This is a genomic window from Micromonospora craniellae (assembly GCF_014764405.1).
Taxonomy (GTDB): Bacteria; Actinomycetota; Actinomycetes; order Mycobacteriales; family Micromonosporaceae; genus Micromonospora; species Micromonospora craniellae.
In genome coordinates, this window is the sequence record NZ_CP061725.1 from 1,661,587 (window position 1) to 1,678,820 (window position 17,234).

General features: G+C 68.3%; 14 protein-coding genes and 2 pseudogenes. All 16 read right to left on the bottom strand.

From position 1 onward, the window contains the following. Positions 1-277: 277 nt before the first annotated feature. Positions 278-1,474: pseudogene (locus ID554_RS07520) on the bottom strand (MFS transporter); the annotation flags it as partial. Between the two features lie 122 nt (positions 1,475-1,596). Continuing rightward, positions 1,597-2,913: an IS256 family transposase gene (locus ID554_RS07525; RefSeq protein WP_191088637.1), complete on the bottom strand. Its 1,317-nt coding sequence runs from the start codon at positions 2,911-2,913 to the stop codon at positions 1,597-1,599. 104 nt (positions 2,914-3,017) lie between these two features. After that, a complete protein-coding gene (locus ID554_RS32725) occupies positions 3,018-4,829 on the bottom strand; it encodes a S1 RNA-binding domain-containing protein (protein ID WP_117231310.1) in 1,812 nt (603 codons plus the stop codon). Beyond that, positions 4,826-8,212 (bottom strand): serine/threonine-protein kinase, encoded by a 3,387-nt coding sequence (locus ID554_RS07535; protein WP_147333642.1) that lies wholly within the window; start codon positions 8,210-8,212, stop codon positions 4,826-4,828. The genes ID554_RS32725 and ID554_RS07535 overlap by 4 nt, the downstream gene beginning before the upstream one ends. A gap of 194 nt (positions 8,213-8,406) precedes the next feature. Further along, complete coding sequence (locus tag ID554_RS07540; RefSeq protein ID WP_191088746.1) at positions 8,407-9,423, bottom strand: IS3 family transposase; 1,017 nt, start codon at positions 9,421-9,423, stop codon at positions 8,407-8,409. A 5-nt stretch (positions 9,424-9,428) separates the two neighbouring features. Continuing rightward, positions 9,429-9,860 carry a transposase gene (locus ID554_RS07545; protein ID WP_113974894.1) on the bottom strand — a complete coding sequence of 144 codons (432 nt, stop codon included), beginning with the start codon at positions 9,858-9,860 and terminating at the stop codon, positions 9,429-9,431. Between the two features lie 63 nt (positions 9,861-9,923). Continuing rightward, on the bottom strand, positions 9,924-10,106 hold the full coding sequence (locus ID554_RS07550) for a hypothetical protein (RefSeq protein WP_147333595.1): 183 nt from the start codon (positions 10,104-10,106) through the stop codon (positions 9,924-9,926). A gap of 215 nt (positions 10,107-10,321) precedes the next feature. After that, a complete protein-coding gene (locus tag ID554_RS07555) occupies positions 10,322-10,480 on the bottom strand; it encodes a hypothetical protein (RefSeq protein WP_191088747.1) in 159 nt (52 codons plus the stop codon). 38 nt (positions 10,481-10,518) lie between these two features. After that, positions 10,519-11,343, bottom strand: coding sequence for a 5'-3' exonuclease (locus ID554_RS07560; RefSeq protein WP_199489301.1), 825 nt, complete (start codon positions 11,341-11,343; stop codon positions 10,519-10,521). Beyond that, positions 11,340-11,978: a nucleotidyltransferase family protein gene (locus ID554_RS07565; RefSeq protein ID WP_117230921.1), complete on the bottom strand. Its 639-nt coding sequence runs from the start codon at positions 11,976-11,978 to the stop codon at positions 11,340-11,342. Before ID554_RS07565 ends, ID554_RS07560 begins: the two co-directional genes overlap by 4 nt. Then, complete coding sequence (locus ID554_RS07570) at positions 11,975-12,298, bottom strand: TSCPD domain-containing protein (RefSeq protein WP_117230922.1); 324 nt, start codon at positions 12,296-12,298, stop codon at positions 11,975-11,977. The genes ID554_RS07565 and ID554_RS07570 overlap by 4 nt, the downstream gene beginning before the upstream one ends. Before the next feature lie 132 nt (positions 12,299-12,430). Further along, positions 12,431-13,042: an AAA family ATPase gene (locus ID554_RS32970; protein WP_396888541.1), complete on the bottom strand. Its 612-nt coding sequence runs from the start codon at positions 13,040-13,042 to the stop codon at positions 12,431-12,433. 51 nt (positions 13,043-13,093) lie between these two features. Beyond that, a pseudogene (fxlM, locus tag ID554_RS32975) lies at positions 13,094-14,296 on the bottom strand (methyltransferase, FxLD system); the annotation flags it as partial. 210 nt (positions 14,297-14,506) lie between these two features. Next, positions 14,507-15,046: an NUDIX hydrolase gene (locus ID554_RS32980; protein ID WP_223884476.1), complete on the bottom strand. Its 540-nt coding sequence runs from the start codon at positions 15,044-15,046 to the stop codon at positions 14,507-14,509. A gap of 79 nt (positions 15,047-15,125) precedes the next feature. Next, a complete protein-coding gene (locus ID554_RS07590; RefSeq protein WP_117230924.1) occupies positions 15,126-16,190 on the bottom strand; it encodes a protein-L-isoaspartate O-methyltransferase family protein in 1,065 nt (354 codons plus the stop codon). Positions 16,191-16,211: 21 nt separating this feature from the next. Next, positions 16,212-17,060 carry a carbon-nitrogen hydrolase family protein gene (locus tag ID554_RS07595; RefSeq protein ID WP_223884477.1) on the bottom strand — a complete coding sequence of 283 codons (849 nt, stop codon included), beginning with the start codon at positions 17,058-17,060 and terminating at the stop codon, positions 16,212-16,214. Positions 17,061-17,234 lie beyond the last annotated feature (174 nt).

The following is a 17,234-nucleotide window of genomic DNA, read 5'->3' on the forward strand; positions in this document are numbered from 1 at the left end:
TTCGAACGGGTTCACCGTGTGTGCCGGCGAGGTAGCCATGGGGCGCTGAACGCCGGTCCGATGCAGCAGAACATCAGGCAGAGCATGCGTAACGTGTGGGCTTGCCTCGCACCGTTGGAAATGGTTTGTGTCTGAGGGGCGATTGATACCGCGCTTGGGCAGCCGTACCCGGCCATCGCTGCGTTGGGTTGTTCGACGCGCTATCAAGACCATCCATCCGCTGCCGGTCCTAATTCGCCTCGCTCGGGGACACCTGCTCGGTAGGCCAACTGCTGTGCTATTGCTCGAGCGGCCGGGGGCCTGGACTGGTGTCGGTGGGGTGGTGTACAGCGGTCCAGGGCAGCAGGGCTGCGGTGGCGAGTAGCAGGGTGGCGAGGACCACGATGGCGGTGCGGATTCCGGCTGCGGCGGCGAGGAGTCCAGCTGCGGCGATGAAGACGGGTTGGACGAGTTTGTTGGTCATGGCCCAGGCGCCGACGACGCGGGACAGGTGGGTGTCGGTGGTGACGTTCATCCGGTAGGTGGCGAACGCCGGGTTGAACACGCCGGCGCACAGCAGCAGTGCCCCGTCGGCGGCGATGATCAGGACGAGTCCGCCGGTGGTGCCGGGTGCGAGCAGGATCGGGCCCATCCACAGGCAGCGGGCTGCCCCGGCGATCAGCAGGGTGCGGGTCAGGCCGGCGCGACGGATGATCGTCGGGGCGAGTAGCGAGCCGAGGATTCCAGCGGCGCAGGGCAGGCCGAGGGCGAGCCCGTACTGCAGGGGCGTGAAGTGCAGGTCGCGCAGCAGGTAGACGGCGATCAGCGGGGTGGAGGCCGTGATGCAGCCGCCGAAGAGCATCGCGTTGGCGAACAGCATCCGCAGTGGCGGACGGGTGAGGATGTACCGCCAGCCGCCGACGGTCTCGGTCAGCCATCGCCGGTCCTTCGGCGGCTGGGGTGGTGGCGGTTCGCGGTGGCGGATCCGCCGCCAGCCGAAGGCGGAGAGCAGGAAACTGGCGGCGTCTGCCAGGACCGAGGCGAGTGGGCCGGTCCAGGACACCAGCAGCCCACCGACTGGCGGCCCGAGGGTACTCGCGGTCCAGGTGGTGCTCTCCAACCGGCTGTTCATCGTGGCCCGCTGGTCGACTGCGGTAAGGGTCTTGAGGTAGCTGTTGCTGGCCGCCAGCGACACGATCGTTGCGGCGGTCTGCACGACGGCCACCGCGCACAGGTGAGCGTAGGTGAGCGCACCGGCCGCCGCCGCGGCCGGCACGCTGGCCAGGGCGGCAAAGCGGGCCAGGTCGGCGCTGATCATGGCCGGTCGTTTGGGGCGGAACTCGATCCACGTCGCCAGTGGCAGGGTGACCGCGACACCGGCCAGGCCGGCCAGCGCCGCAAGCAGCGACACCTGCCAGTCTGTGGCGTGCAGCACGAGGATCGCGACCAGCGGAAGCGCGCCGGCGCCGACGCCGCTGCCGATCGCGCTGATCCCGTACGCCGACCAGTAGCGACGAAGGTCGCGCCGGTTCGCCTCGGGGTGACGGGTGTCCGGGCCGGTGACCGCTGCCCTGTGGGTCTGTCAAGTTAACGGTGTAACTGGGGTTGGTTGATCTTCTACTTGCGGCCGGCGGACAGGCGTCCGTCGAAGGTGATGTCGAAGGCGTTGAGTGCGCTCTTCCAGCGGGTGGCCCAGCGTTTGCGGCCTTGCCCGGTCGGGTCGAGGCTCATCACCGCGAGGTAGACGCACTTGAGGGCGGCTTGCTCGTTGGGGAAGTGTCCGCGGGCGCGGACGGCGCGGCGGATGCGGGCGTTGACGCTTTCGATGGCGTTGGTGGAGCAGATGATCCGGCGGATCTCGGCGTCGAAGGCCAGGAACGGCACGAACTCGGCCCAGGCGTTCTCCCACAGCTTCACGATCGCCGGGTAGCGGCTGCTCCATGCCTCGGCGAACTCGAGGAATCGTTCGGTAGCGGCGGCCTCGGTCGGTGCGGTGTAGACCGGTTTGAGTGCCTTGGCAATCGCGTCCCAGTGCTGGCGGGCCGCGTAGCGGAACGAGTTCCTGAGCAGGTGCACCACGCAGGTCTGGACCACGGTGCGGGGCCAGACCTCTCCGATGGCATCCGGCAGGCCGGTCAGTCCGTCACAGACGGCCATGAGCACGTCGTCGACGCCCCGGTTCTTCAGTTCGGTGCAGATCTGCAGCCAGAACTTGGCGCCCTCCCCGCCGTCGCCGGCCCACAGGCCGAGGATGTCTCGGTGGCCGTCGGCGGTGACCGCGAGAGCGACGTAGATCGGCCGGTTGGCGACCTTCCCGTCCCTGATCTTGACGTTGATGGCGTCGAGGAAGACCACCGGGTAGACCGGATCGAGGGGCCGGTTCTGCCACTCGGTCATACCGTCCATCACCTTGTCGGTGATGGTGGAGATCGTCTGGCGGGAGACCTCGGCGCCGTAGACCTCGGCCAGATGCGCGGAGATCTCGCCGGTGGTCAGGCCCTTCGCCGACAGCGACAGCACCAGGTCCTCCACCCCGGACAACCTGCGCTGACGCTTCTTGACGATGGCCGGTTCGAACGAGCCCGCTCGATCGCGTGGCACGTCGATCTGCACCGGCCCGACATCGGTGAGCACCGTCTTGGACCGGTTGCCGTTGCGGGAGTTGCCGGAGTTCGCGCCGGCCTGGTCGTGTTTGTCGTAGCCGAGGTGGTCGGTGATCTCACCATCGAGGGCCGACTCCAGCACGATCTTCGTCAGCTGCTGCAGCAGCCCACCCTCACCGGACAGCTGCAGCCCCTGCTCACGAGCCTGGGTCACCAGCTGTGACACCAGCGCCGGGTCGACACCCCCTGGCGTCGTCTTCGTACGCGGCCGCTTGGCCTTCTCGTCACCGGGCACAGCGGCAGTGTCCACCGCATCGGTCGTGATCGTCATCAGGTGCTACTCCCTTGATCGGAGTTACACCGTTGTTTTTACAGTCCCTCTGCCGTCGGCCTCCGCGTGAGCTGGATAGCAGTCCGCCGCCGGGCAGGGCTGCATCAGCGGGAACGACGTGTCTTCGAGGGCGAGGCTGGCGACTTAGGTCTCGCCCGGCTCGGTTCAGAGCTGGCGGAGGTCGCCGCCTTCAGCGACAGCGATACCCGCTCGCGCGCGATATCGACGTCGAGGATCTGCACGGTGACCGTCTCACCCACGTTGACGACCTCTGACGGGTGCTCGACACGGCGGTCTGCCATCTGTGAGATGTGGATCAAGCCGTCGATCTCGCCCAGGGTGACGAAGGCACCGAAAGGCGTCAGGCGCTTCACCGGTCCTGCGATGGTCTGGCCTGCTTCGAGTTTGCTGAGTGCTGCCCGGCGTCGTTCTGCCCTCGATGGCGCCGTCGGCCGGCGGGCCGCCCGTTCGGTGCCGCTGCTCGGTGCGAGGTGTTGGTTCGTCTGGGTGGCGTCAGAGCCGGGCCCGGCCTCGGCGCGGTATTTGGCGGGAAGGGTGCCGACCACCTCGACCGCGTGGGCGCATGCCTCGGTCAGGTAGGTGTCGTAGGCGCGGTCGGTGAGTGCTTGGTCCTGGACGAGTTCGCCGTCGTCTGGGCGGTAGATGCGTGACGGTTCGCCGCGGAATGACAGCCAGTTGAAGTTGGTGGTGATGTAGTAGCTGTCGCTGATCAGCATTTTCGCTGGGGTGGTGGCGACCCGTACGACGGCGAGGCGGTTGGCGCGGCGGGCGGCGGCGTGCAGGGCGTCGAGGGCTTCCTGATCGGTTCCGTCGGTGTCGCCGGGGCCCCACACGATCGTCACGTCGACGGTGCGGGCCAGGTTTTCCAGCGCACGGATCCACCGGCTGGACGCGACGGCCGTGCGGATCTGTGGGCTGCTGATGATCAGCCGGCGCCGTGAGGTGGCGAGGGCGGCGTCGAGCCAGGCCGGGTGTTCGTACACGCCCAACCAGCGAATCGCCGCCTGGTTTAAGGCGGCATTCCCACCGTCACCGTCCGGATCGTCTCCGGCGGCTTGGAGGGCGAGGACTTCGGCTTTGCTCAGCCGCTTGCCGGGGTCGGTGACGGGTGCGTGGGGGTGTTCGACCGGTGCGGCCGATAGCCGCAGGCGTTCGACGGCACCGATGTTCTCCAGCGCGGCGGTGTGCGGTTCGCTCCACTTGCCGTCGACGTCGACGCCGAGGCGTATCTGGCGGGTCTCGTCGTCGGTGAAGACGAGCAGGATGGCGTCGTGGTAGAAGTTGCGGTTCTCGATAACGCCGCTGATCCCGAGCAGGCGTGCCCCGTCGCGGCTGCGCGGGTCCAGGGTGCTGGTAAGCGCGGCGAGGCTGAGGTCGACGACGCGGACCGGCATGCTGCTCGCCGGTGGCAGCAGGAGGCGCCCGGGATCAGCTTTCGCTTGGTTGGAGCGGCGTAGGGAGTTGCGTCGCCAGTCGGTTACGGTGCCGGTGAGGCGGTCGTAGACGACCGGCATGGTGGTGGACATCGGGCGGCGTAGCTGGGCGTCGCGGGCGGCTTCCTGCCCGGCGGGCAGCAGCTGCAGGCGCCGCAGACCGCCGTCGGCGGGTGGCTGATAGGTGATGTACTCGGCGAGGAGGAGTCCGGCGACGGCGCGGCCGGTGTCGCCGTCGTTGAGACCGAGAAACAGTTGCAGGTCTTCGACGGTGTCGATGCCGCCGAGCAGGGCGCGCAGGGTGTACTTCTGGCCGGCTTCGAGGTCTTCGGACTGCTCAACCAGAACGTCGACAGTCAGCACGGAGGCGGGGATGGCGCACGGCTCCGCGGCGAGCAGGGTGTGTCCCGGCAGTGCGTGGGCGTGGCGGCGTGCGGCGTCGGCGAAGATGTCGCGGCTCACAGGTACTGCACCCTTCCTCCGGTGGTCGTGATGTGGGTGAGTACCCGGTTGAGGGGGCCTTGTTTGCTGCTGCAGAACTCGGAGTCGCCGACGATCCAGAGCAGTTCCCGGGCGCGGGACAGGGCCACGTTGACGCGGCCCTCGTATCGATCGGCGAGGAAGCCGAGTTCGCCGCTGAGGTTGCTGCGGGTGACAGAGAAGATGACCACGTCGGCTTCGCGTCCTTGGACCGCGTCCACGGTTTTGACCTGCACGGTGACGTGCCGCAGGGTGAGGCGCCGGAGCGCGCGTTCGATCTCGGTGCATTGCCGGCGGTATCCGGTGAGGATCAGTACTTCCAGCTTGCCGCCGTCGGTGCGGGCGTACTTGCCGGCGCGGACGTCCGTGTCGAGGCGCGCGACGAGTCCGGCGACTTTCTTCGCCTCAAGCTTGTTCGACGTGCTCGCGCTTCCGGCGTGGCGGGCGTCCTCGTGGCGATTCGTGCGTCGGCTGGTGGAGAACCACACAAGCCGGTCGCTGTCGTTAACCGACTCGGGCGCGAGGACCGGTACAGGGTCGTGCACGAGGGTGCCGCTGTAGAAGACCTGAGAGATCAGCTCACCAATTGGTTGGGCCATGCGGTGCTGGGTGACCAGACTGGCCGTGCAGGCTGGCGGTGCCTCACCGAGCAGGATGTCAAACAGCGACGAGGTGAGGAACATCTTGTCCAAGTCGAAGGTCTCGACCAGGTCACGATGCTCGAACACCTCCTCCACCATGGGCGGGAGCTGCTTGGTGTCGCCCACCATCACCCACCGCTTGGCCCGGGTCATCGGCACCAGCAGTTCAGGGGCGGTCGCCCGCGATGCCTCGTCGATGATGCACAGATCGAACTGCATGTTCTGGATGTGCGGGTTGGCCAAGAAGCCCATGCACGTTCCGGCGACCACGCTCTGAGTGGGAAGGAACATCGGTTCAGCCGTCTGCGGGTCGTTGAGGCTGGCCAGCCAGTCGCCTTGGGTCCGCAGCAGTTCCCGCAGCCGCGGCCCGGCGCCGGGCGCGTCCAGCAGGCCGGCGACGAGCTTCTCCAGCTCCGGCTCCCCCAAGTCGTCCGGCACGGTGACCTCAAGGGCCCTGGCCGCGGTGCGGACTTCAGCGGCGGCGGTGTCGGCGCGCTCGACGGCGCGCAGATAGTCCGCCAGCAGCTCGGCACGTTCCTCGGACAGGTCTTCGTTGTCGAGCCGGTCGTCGTCATCAAGCGGGCCAAGCAGCTCGGCGATCTCGGTCTTCTGCCGCAGGGTGGCCAAGGCTTCCTCGACAAGAAGTGCCAGGGACAGATGGTCGACCTGTAGACCCTCGCGATCGGCCAACGCGGCCATGCCGGCGCGGGCGCGAGCGCGAATTTCGTCCGCCCATGCGCGCAGCTTGTTCGACAGCAGTAGGTGGGCGGCGTCCGGGTCAACGTTGTCGTCGCGGCTCGACAGACGCACGACCGAGGTGACGCCGGAGCGGTACAGCCGAGTGACCGCGTTGTCGATCGCGACGTGCATCTGACTGACCAGCAGGACCTTATCGCCAGGGCGTGCGGCGAGGTGCTGGTGAACGAGTTCGGCGATGAACGAGGTTTTGCCCGTGCCGGGGGGACCTTGGACGAGAAACAGGTCCGGTGAGCCGAGCGCGTGCGCGACGGCGATTTTCTTGTCATCGTCGAAGTCCGGGCGCAGCGGCTCGAACGCCACCGGCTCCGGCGCGCTCGCCACTGACGGATCCAGCACCAGCTCGCGCAGGTGCGGGCGGGCGGAGCTGCCGTCGCGCAGGGCGGCGAGCGCGGTCTTCTGCCGGCGGATCGCGGCCTGGGACGGGGTGCGGTCTCGCACCAGCACCCCGTGGAAAGGCAGATCGACGCCGGGTCGGGTCGCCCGCACCGTGATGTCCGTACCGTCGACCTCGGCGATCGTCACCGCAACGCCCCGCATCGCGGGTTCGTCGACGGGGCGGGCCATGCGCTCCTGGTCAAGGAACGCGCCGGTCAGCGGAGTCGTCGTCTGCACATCGAACAGGACGCCGTCGCGGCTGACCCGGGTGTAGGTGATGGGTTCCTCAAGGCGCTTCTCCAGCGCTTCCTTGGCCTCGATCAGCTGTGACCAGTTGGTCAGCCGTGCCTGCTTGAAGGTGTCGCTGTGGCGATCACCCGCGTCTTGGACAGCCTTTTCCAGCAGCAGACGCAGCTCGTCAGCGGCTGCGGCGGCTCTCTGCGGGTTTGTCGACCGTAGCGTCGTCCAGGTGAGGTCGCGGCTGTCCAGGACGACCGCTTCGTCTTTGTGGCGCCAGCGTTCGAGCTCGTCGAAGTCCTTGATCTCAGCGCGGGTACAGAGCAGCTGGTGGCGATTCTTGAAGACCAGCACCAACTCGACCTGGTCCCCTACAAGGCGGAACTCGTCGGCGGTAAGCACCATGCGCCCGGCGATGTTCTTTAGCCGGGGTAGTACGTAGGTAGCCGCGCCGAGCAGCCCCGCGATGACGTTGTCGGCAGAGCGGCCCTCACCGGCCTCCTCCAGCGATCGGCGCGCTGTACCAGACAGCTCGAACGACAGCACCTTCTGGTCGTGCCAGTTCTCGCTGCGCGCCGCCTGAATGGCCTGCAGCTCGAGGTAGAACTGCTGTCCGTCGGCCGGCCGCTTCGCCGCATCGACGCTCAGGCAGCGTCGCAGCAGCGCCAGGACAGCGGGCGGCAGGTCGGCCTCATCGAGCGCGCGGGCGATGTCTGGCAGGTCACGTAGCTCCCAGCCGGTGACGCATTGCAGCAGCGTCGCGGCCAGACTGTAGACGTCGAACCTGGTCGAGCCACGCGAGGCCAAATCCGGTGGTGCCCAGGGCGCGCTGGTCATCCCGGCAACCGTCGCGTCGGTTGCGCCCGCGAGTTGGTCCTTGATCTTGCTCAGGGCAAAGTCGGCGATCAGCGGCTTCTCGCCGTCCCACAGCACGTTGCTGGGCTTGATGTCGCGGTGCAGCACCGCCATCGAGTGTGCGTGCGCCAACGCCGACGCCAACGGCAGCGCGACAACCTCAGCAACATCGTCCCAGCCCGGCGTCTCGGGCGCGGTTGCCACCAGCCAATTCTGGAGCGACACCGGCACCCAGCTGAGCACGACGTAGTACACGCCGGCGCCGTGGTCGGTGCCGCTGTCCAGCAGCGACACGATGTTCGGGTGGTCCAGCTTGTGGTGCGCCGCGGTCTCCCGCTCGAAGTAGATGCGGTAGATCTCATCCGAGGTGGCGGGAACCAGCTTCACCGCCACGTGCCTGCCGCCCTGATGCAAGTCGGCGGCTTCGAAGACCTCTGCCTGACCACCAACACGACGTGTGTTCGCAATCTCGGCATACCGCCCGGCGATCAGACGCACCGCCCACGCTCCTTCCAGGAACGACCTGTTCGTGCGGACCGGCCGCTCAGGATACTGGACCACGGAGCCAGCGCTCGAGAACGCCGAGCGGCATCCGAGGCCTTCGGGAAGAGCGGGCAACAGTCTGCCGCCGGTGACCTGCCCGCCGCTGGCCGGAACCTGTCAAGTCAACTGAGACAATTTCTTGATTTTGTTTAGCTTTGTGCTGGTGGAAGAGGGGCTCCGGCCGAGGTCACGGCCTGTTCCGGGTGGCTGTTGTCGGGTTTGTTGATCCATGCCCGGTCCGGTAGCTGGGGTGGTTGGGGACGGCGGCGTCCGAACCGTTCGGGATGTGCGGCCCAGGCGGCGTCGAGGGTGCGTTGCCGCTGTTCACGGATCTGTCCGGCGGTGCCGTGGTGGACCGATGCCGGGGTGTGCAGGCCGATCCCGGAGTGCCGGTGTTCGTGGTTGTAGTAGCTGTAGAACGCTTCGCAGTGCTGTCGGGCGTGCTGGATCGATCCGAACCGCTCTGGGAACGTGGGGTCGTACTTGAGTGTCTTGAAGCTGGCCTCGATGTACGGGTTGTCGTTGGAGGTCTTGGGCCGGCTGTGGCTGCGGCCGATTTTGAGATCGGTCAGCAGCTGGGTGACGGTCTTGCTGGTCATCGCGGCGCCGCGGTCGGCGTGCACGGTCAGCTGATCGGGGTTCACGCGTTCGCGGGCGGCGGCGTCGGCGATCAGCGCTTCGGCGAGTTGGCCGTCCTCGTGGGCGGCGACCATGTGCCCGACGACGTAGCGGGACCAGATGTCGATCACCGTGTAAAGGTGGAACCAGACGCCCTTGACCGGGCCGCGCAGCTTCGTGATGTCCCACGACCACACCTGATTCGCGGCGTCGGCGACCAGTTCGGGTTTGGTCCGGGCCGGATGGGTGGCCTGGCTGCGGCGTTCGCCGGTCTGCCCGGCGGCCCGCAGAATCCGGTACATCGTGGACTCCGAGCACCACCAGCGGCCCTCGTCGAGTTCGCGGGCCCACACCTGCGCCGGGGCCAGATCCACGTATGGCGGGCTGTTGAGCAGGTCCAGGACCTGCCGGCGTTCAGGCTCGGTCAGCGCGGACGGCGGCGGCTTACGCGGTGCTCTCGGCCGGGAGACCAGCGGCGGGGCACTACGGCGATACAGCGTCGCCCTGGACAGGCCGGTCAGCCGGCACGCGGGCGCGATGCCCCACAACGGCGTCAGCGCCGCCTGCGCCTCGGCGAGGACGAGTTCGGCATCGCCACGGCATCCGCGCTCTCGGAGAGCAGTTCCAAGAGCGCGTGAGCTTTTCCCATGATCGACAACGCGGTCTGGGTCTTGTTCAACTCGGCCTGCAGGCGGGCGTTCTCCCGCTGAAGACGGGAAAGTTCAGCGTTCTCGGCCTTCTTCGCCGCCCGCGCAGCCGATTGCCGCCGGTCCGTCAGGCCGGCCGCGGCTCCGGCATCCCGCGCCTTGCGCCAGTCGAGAAGGTGTGAACCGTACAGCCGTTCCCGGCGCAGAATCGCCCCGCGAGCCGCCGCATCCGGCGCCGACTCGTACTCGTCCAGAATCCTCGCCTTGAACTCCGCGGTGAATGTCCGCCGCTGGGGCCGGGCGTCCGGATCCAGACTCTCATGGGGCCTCGACGTCATGCTGATGTGCTCTCCTCAGGGCCGTCCAGGAAGAGTATCCCCTGGTAGACGGGCTGTCTCACATCAGCGTGACAGGGAGGGGCCTGCGTCGTCGGGGCAGGTGAAGTCGATCAGTGTCCACTGGGCGGGCTGGTCGCCGGTGGCGTTCCAGGCGGGAAGGCGGTGAATACGCCGCAACGTCAACGGCACGTCGATCGTGGCGTTCAGGGCCAGGCTCTCGACGACAAGGGCGCCCACGATAGGCAAGAGGAGTCACCACCTGCGTTCTGGTGGCTAGGGCAGCAGCCAACCTAGTCGCCTCGAACGAGTGTTCCAATTAGGGTTTGGCGTGTCGGAGCGTCGCCCCTCTTTGGCACGATGATGTTCGGGCAAATGCACGGTAGCCGTGGACGCGTTCCGCAGTCCCCCGGCAGAACCCCCAGGCTTCGGGCTGGTGCTGTCTGCCTCCCGGTACCAGACAATCAGCTGATGCTGTGCTGAGTGTCGGGGACCTGAGGCAGCCAGGTGACCGCGTCGTCGCGGAAGGACTGGTTGACCGGGACGAGAAGGGGATCGTCCTGGTCGTCCAAGGCGGTGAGGTTGATGCCGATGAGCGTGTCGCCGTAGTCGAACGCCGCCACCGGGCTGCCGCAGAACTTCGGGCCGGCCGGATCGGGCGTTACCAGAGGTGGAGTTGGTCGAGGAGGTGGGCTGCGCGGGGCAGGGGCGCGGTGGGCTGGCCGGTGATCAGCGTGTCGGGGAGTGGGATGTCGGTACGTAGGCGGATGGCGTCGCGCCAAGCGAGCAGCTGGGTCCACTGGTGGGTGATGGGGTGGCAGCGTGGGTTGCGGAGTCGGGGGCTGTCGGGGAGTTGGTCGAGGTGCCAGCCGTCGGTGAGGAGGTTGGCAGCGGTGGTGGGACCGATGCCGCGGATGCCGGGAATGTTGTCGGCGGGGTCGCCGGTGAGTGCCCGGCAGTCCGGCCATTGGCAGGGGTGGATGCAATAGCGGTGGTGGATGTCGGCGGCGGTAATGAAGGTGCGGCGTGGGGTGAGGACAGTGACGGTGGGCTGTAGGAGTTGGTAGAAGTCCCGGTCGCTGGAGTAGCAGACGACGGATCGGCCCGCATGGACGGCGCTGGTGGTGGCGGTGGCGATGACGTCGTCGGCTTCCATCTGGTCGATCTCTGTCCAGCGGACGGCCGCGGCGTCGAGCGCCCGCTTGACGTCGGGCAGCGACGCGATGGGGGTGTGGTCGGCACCAGCCCGGTTCGCCTTGTAACCAGGCACGGCGGCGGCGCGCCGGGCGGCGGCGTGTTCGCCGTCGAAGACGACGACGAGTTCGTGGTCGGGTGCGTGAAGGCGGTGGGCTTTGCGCATGAGGGCGAGAAACCCGAACACGCCCGTCAGGTCGCGGGTCTTGTCGCGGCTGGTGATCCGGGCAGGGAACCCGAACCAAGCGCGGTAGAGCAGTTGGTGCCCGTCGACGAGGAACAACCCGGTCACCGGTCCTCCCTGTGGGCGGGAGGGCTGGTGATGACGCGGACTCCCGGCCACCGCTGCGCCGGCTGGTGGCGGGAAAGCCGCTCGTAGGAGGTTTGTTCGCTGACTCGGGTGGGATTGCGTCGCCACACGCCATCGAGAAGATCATCAAGGCTATGCGGCGCACAGACCTCGATGTGATTGTCGGGGTCGAGGTGGATCGCGACGGCGGTGGCGTACTCGGGCCAGGTCGCGACCGCCTCGGCGATGCCGCGAAACGGTGGGACCGGCGGCCCGCCGAACCGGTGCGGGTACCAGGTGTGCACGGCGGCCTGGTTCTTCGCCTCCCACGGCACGCCCGGTTCGATCGTGGCCAGCCGGGCGGTGGCCCGATCGTCGTTGTCCCGGCTCAGGTCGGCAGGGTCGAAGAACGCAACGTCGACATCCTGCACCGTACGCAGGTCAAACCCGGTGCCGTAGCGGCGTCCCCAGATCAGGTCGCGCAGGACACCCGCGCCTATCCACGCGTCGGGCAGCCCCGAGTCCCGCACCACGGTCAGCGCCCGCATCAGCGGCACGTTGGCCCTGACCAACTCCCGCAACTCGCTACCGCGCCTAACGTCTGCCGGGTCCGCCCAGCCGGCGGGCAGCGTCGTCATGGCCGTTCCGGCCCGTCGGGGTGGTTGTGGTGCAGGCGCTGGGCGAGGTAGTCGCCCAGCGACGTCGCATGCGGCACGTGCGGATCACCGGTCGCGCCGGCTGGAACGTAGCGGGTACGCCGGAACGCATCGACGAACGCGGTTGAGGGTGCTCCGGCTCGGAGTGCGGTGGTGATCGCGGTGGACAGGGCGTCGGTGAGTCCGGCCAGGGTGGAGTTGTGCGTGCCGGCCCGCAGGTCGACGTGACCGACCTCGCCGTTCGACGTAGCGGTGGTGACCAGGCGTCCCGGAACACCATCGATCACGAACGTGCTGGTCAATTCGGTTGTCTGTCGCGATTCCGTGGGCATGTCTCTCATCGATACGGTCCTTCTTTCCCGGCGTACGCCTTTGAGTGGCTTGCGGTGGACAAGAGCGGGTCTGATCTGCGGAGTTCCGGTCCGGAGGCGGCGTCACGGAGCCTCCGTCGCGGTGGTCGTCTGGTCGGCTTTGCGGGCGCAGTGCGGGCATCGTCGTGGGCAGGGCGTCTGCGGGACGACGGTGGTGAGGCCGCTTGCGTGCAGGATCGTGGTGACCGTCTGCTCGAAGGTGCTGGTCTCGCCGATGACGGTCTCCCCGGGGACGTCGAGCAGGTCGCGGTCGGTGTACCAGCTGCGCATCTGTGCGGGGGTGAAGGACATGGGTTCGTCGCGACGGAGGTGGCGGCGGACGGTCTCGTCGAAGGACACGTCGAGGTAGAACACGGCGACCGGTCCGGCATGGTTGTCGATGAGCTGACGGAGTACGCGGGCGTAGCGTTCGGTGTGCAGGATGCCTTCGAGGATGACGTGGTAACCGAGGTCGAGGGCGGCGCGTGCGGTCACGGTGATGAACGTCGGGGCGACCGGGTCGATGTGGGCGATGTCGTGTTCCCGGAGCACGGTTCTGCGCAGGTAGTCCTGTTCCAGCAGGGCCGCACCGCGTCCGAAACGGCGTCGTACCTCACGGGCGGTCGTGGTCTTCCCACTGCCGGAATTTCCACGGATGATCACCAACGTTGGAGAGCCCGGGGAATTGCGTTCGATGCACGAGCCGGTGGTCACCGCGCACCCCCCCGGCATTGGCCAGGTCGTGGCGATCACGGTGTGCCGACGGGGCACGACGAGTTGTGGCTGCCCGGTAGCTGGTGGTGGGGTGGTGCCGTGCGGGTGGACCGCAATCTCCGGAGCGGGTGCATGTCGGTAGTCACGGTCCCAGACGGCGATGAGGTCAAGCAGGTCGGCGGTGAGCGCACGCGCGTCGGGGCCGAAGCCGTGAGCGCCGAACTGCCACCGGTCATCGCCGATCTTGCGCATGGTCAGGTAGGCGAGGCTGCCGGACGTGAGCAGGGTCGGGCAGGTGAACCGGTCCTGCGGGTCGACCAGGCCCTCGGTACGTTGCCGGTCGACGGCGAGGGCACCGAACGGGCGGGGCTGGCTGGACAGCCACAGGTGCAAGCGTTCGAACGACTCAAGCTCGTGCATGGTTATGGTGACCGGCGACCACACATCCCGTCGCGGCTGGTCGAGGGCAGCAGTGAGAGCGCCGGCATCTACCTCGGTCGGATCGTCGAGCAGCAGGACGATGTCGTTGCCGCGCAGCGGCACCCGGCGGGCGAGCTGGCTGCCGTTGCCCTGCATCGCGACGAAGCCACATTGCAGGGCTGCGGTCGCGACGAGATGATCACCGGATCGCCGCAGAGTGAGGTAGCGAGTCAGCGTCCGTATCCGCATCGGAACGACGATCCTGCCGCTCGGAGCGAGTTGCTCGATCCAGGACGGGGCGATGTCGCCGGCCTCAACGGACACGATGATCGCGTCGAACGGGGCTCCCGGTGGGTGGCCGAGGTTGCCGTCGCCGTGCACGACCTGAACCTGGGGGTAGCCGGCCCGGTCGAGGTAGGTGCGGGCCTGGCCGGTGATGTCGGCGTCGATGTCGACGGTGACCACGTGCCCGTCCGGGCCGACTAGTTCGGCCATCAAGGCCGCCTGGAAACCGCCGGAGCCGACCTCGAGGGCGCGTGCGCCCGGCCGCAGATCGGCCTGTTCTAGGGCATATGCCTGGAGATATGGCGCCGAGACGGTGCTGGTCGACTTGCCGTCGGGCCCGCGCTTGGTCACGACGATCGTATCCTCGTACGCCTGTTGTGGGGTGACCGTGTCCGGCACGAACAGGTGCCGGGGCACCGTCCGGAAGGCGTGCTCGATCGCTGGTGTGCGGATCCAGTTCTTCGCTGTCAGGGTTGCTACCAGGTCGGCGCGGAGCCGGTCCGGTGAGGTGCTCTCGACCGTGGTGTCCACTCCTGCTGTCCTTTCCGGAGGTGTTCATCTGCGTGATGCGGGGTGTCGGGCGCGGGCGCGGCGAAGCCGCTACCGTCCGCGTCACTGGTGGGTGTTGAGCACGCCGTCGGGCAGGGCCGGGAGCGGCCAGTCGGCCGGTACCCGCCAGGGGCGGGTCGCAGGTGTCGATGCCGTCCGGCTTGAAGACAACAGTCAACGGGAGGCCTCCGTTCACGAGGTGGCTGCCGAGCGGGGAGAGTGCGAGCATGTCGGGCGCATTGAGGCAGCGGCTGCACTCGCCGGGTCAGTCGCCGGGGGGGGGGGGGGAAGTTGGGCCAGGCTGTCGGGGGGCGAGTGCTCTGCCCAGCCGTCCAGGGAGAAGGGGCGCCCGCTGTGGATCTGTTCCAGGGCGGCCACGGTGTACGCGATCGTGGTGGCGGGTGGCTGCGCCGGGTCCGCCCAGATCAGGCCTGCGCATTTGTGGGGTTCCCGGTTGACCGGCTGGCCTTGCCAGCCGGTGGCGAGGAAGAAGAAGCCGAGCCGCGGGTCGTCGTGGCCGTGGCGGCGGTGCACGACATGAACGAACTCCAGATTCGTCTCGGACAGCTCGACACCGGTTTCCTCGGCCGTCTCCCGTATCGCGCCGACGACGACCGATTCCCCGTCTTCGAGGTGTCTACCGGGCAGACAGAGCTGGCCGGCGGCTTCACCGGTGCCGGCGCGTTGCAGGAACAGGACCTGGCCGTCGGCGCGGCGCAGCAGCACGTGCACGACGACGATGGTGCGATATCGGCTGGTCAATAGGTTGCCCTTCCACCTCGGTTGCGGGCCTGCTCAAGGGCGGCGAGGCTCATCGACGCGCCGCGGCGGCTGCCGGTCGGGTGGTCACGGAGCCGTGGCCGACCTGCAGGTCCCAGCCGGCGAGGTCAGGGCCGTCGTGCGGCACGAGGGTGCGGGCGAAGGACTCGGGTGCCGGACGGCCGGCGTGTTCCCACCGTTGCAGCCAGGTCCGCAAGGAGTGCAGCGACGGCGAGTCCGGCCGGTCCGCGATGACCCTGCCATCGGTCAGGATCACCGCCGCCGAACGTGGTGTGGTGTGACCGAGTCCGCGGATCTCGTTGCGCAGCGACACCAGGCTCAGCTGCGGGTCGCCGAGCGCGGACGTCCAGGTGTACCAGGAGCGCCAGTGCAGCTCCATCTGCCGATACGTGTCGGTGTACCCGGGATGCAGCAGCTGGCCGAGGGCGGAGCGGGCGCCGGTGTGCTGGGCGTCGTCGGCAGAACGCCAGCAGATGCCGATCCAGGACGGATCGGGCCGGCGGTCGCAGTAGTCGACCCAGCGGCCGGGGACGGTCAGGGCATCGTCGACCGCGACGGGCGTGCTCTGGGCGTAGCCGCCCCCGGCGAGGGCTTCGATACGAGGTTTCCCGGCCGCGACGGTGATGGTGGCGATCAACGTGGCCGACGGCAGAGCCGTGATCGGCAGACACGCGACGATCCCCCCACCGTTCACGACCTGCTGCGTCCACGCCTTCGGCAGCCGCGGCGGAGCACACCACGAAACAACTCGATGGAAGGGCGCTGCGGTTGGATAGCCGGCCAGGCCGTCGCCAACATGGCAGTCGACGCCGGTTACCCCGCGCTCGGCGTGGATGGCTGCCGCGCGGCGGACGAGTTCGTCGCTGATGTCGATGCTGGTGACCTGGCCGTCCGGGCAGCACTGCGCGAGCAGCGCGCCGCTGTACCCGGAGCCCGTACCGATTTCGAGCACCCGGTCCCCGGGGTGGACCTGCAGGGCGGCCAGCTCGCGGCGGATCGACTCCGGTGCCGAGCGGTGCACCGTTTCGCCGTGCCGCTCATGGTGGGTGTAGATCGGGCCCGGTACGGCGTGGAAGGCCCGGTCGAGGTCGGTCACGGCTGCTCCCTTTACAGAGGCTCAGGGTTGGGTGCGGTCGAAGCTGCGGGCATCGGTGACCCGGCGGGTGGCGTAGATGTCACCGGCCCGGGCGGCGGCTCGCCACGGCCGGGCCTTGTTCAGCGCGATATCCAGGTCCGCATCGGTGCGGTCCAGATCGACGCAGACGACGTCCGGGCCGTCCGACTTCGCGCGGCGCAGCAGATAGCCGTGCGGGCCGATCAGCGCGCAGGACGCGGCCGGCGCGCATTGGGCGGGCACGGCCATGCTGACCCAGCATCCGGTGGTGGCAGCGTGCCCGCGGGCGATGATCTCGAAGATCGGGTCCTCGGAGAAGCTGGAGAACAGCACGCAGTCCACACCGAGGTCGGCCTGCTGCATCCACAGCTCAGGGAAGTTGACCTCGATGCAGAGCAGACAGCCGAAGGTGAACCCGTCCACCGCGAAGGTGCAGACGTGCTCACCCGGGGTGTAGAAACCGCTGACCTCGTTGTGCGACAGCAGCCGCTTGTCGTACCGGTCGACCACATCGCCGCTGTCGGCGATCACCCACAGCGAGTTGTGGGGCCAGTGGTCTCCGGTGAGCCGATGGTTGCCGCCGACCACGACCCACACCCCGAGCTCACCGGCCAGTGCCATCGTTGCGGCCAGTTGTTCGGCGACCGGCGCCCAGTCGATGCGCCATCCGGCGTAGTGCGGCTTGGCCGCACCCGCGTAGCCGCTCAGCGCGCCTTCGGCGAAGTGGACGAGCCGGGCGCCGCCGTCGGCGGCCTGCCGCACGGCGGCCCGGATCGCGGTGCCGTTGGCGGCCGGGTCGGCGGCGACGTGAGTCTGCGCGATGGCGATACGGATCCGGTCAGCCACGTTCACCGCCCCGCGGGTGTCGGGTCGCCGGCTTGTCCGAGCCGGCTGCAGAGTTGCGCCGCGAGCGCTCTGGCGCACCCTCGAAGCCACCGCTTGGCAAAAGCCTTCACAGATCTGACCGGTAAGGCAGACCCCACTATGCACCTGTCTGCCCCGCTTTCACGTTTGCGAGGCGTCCTC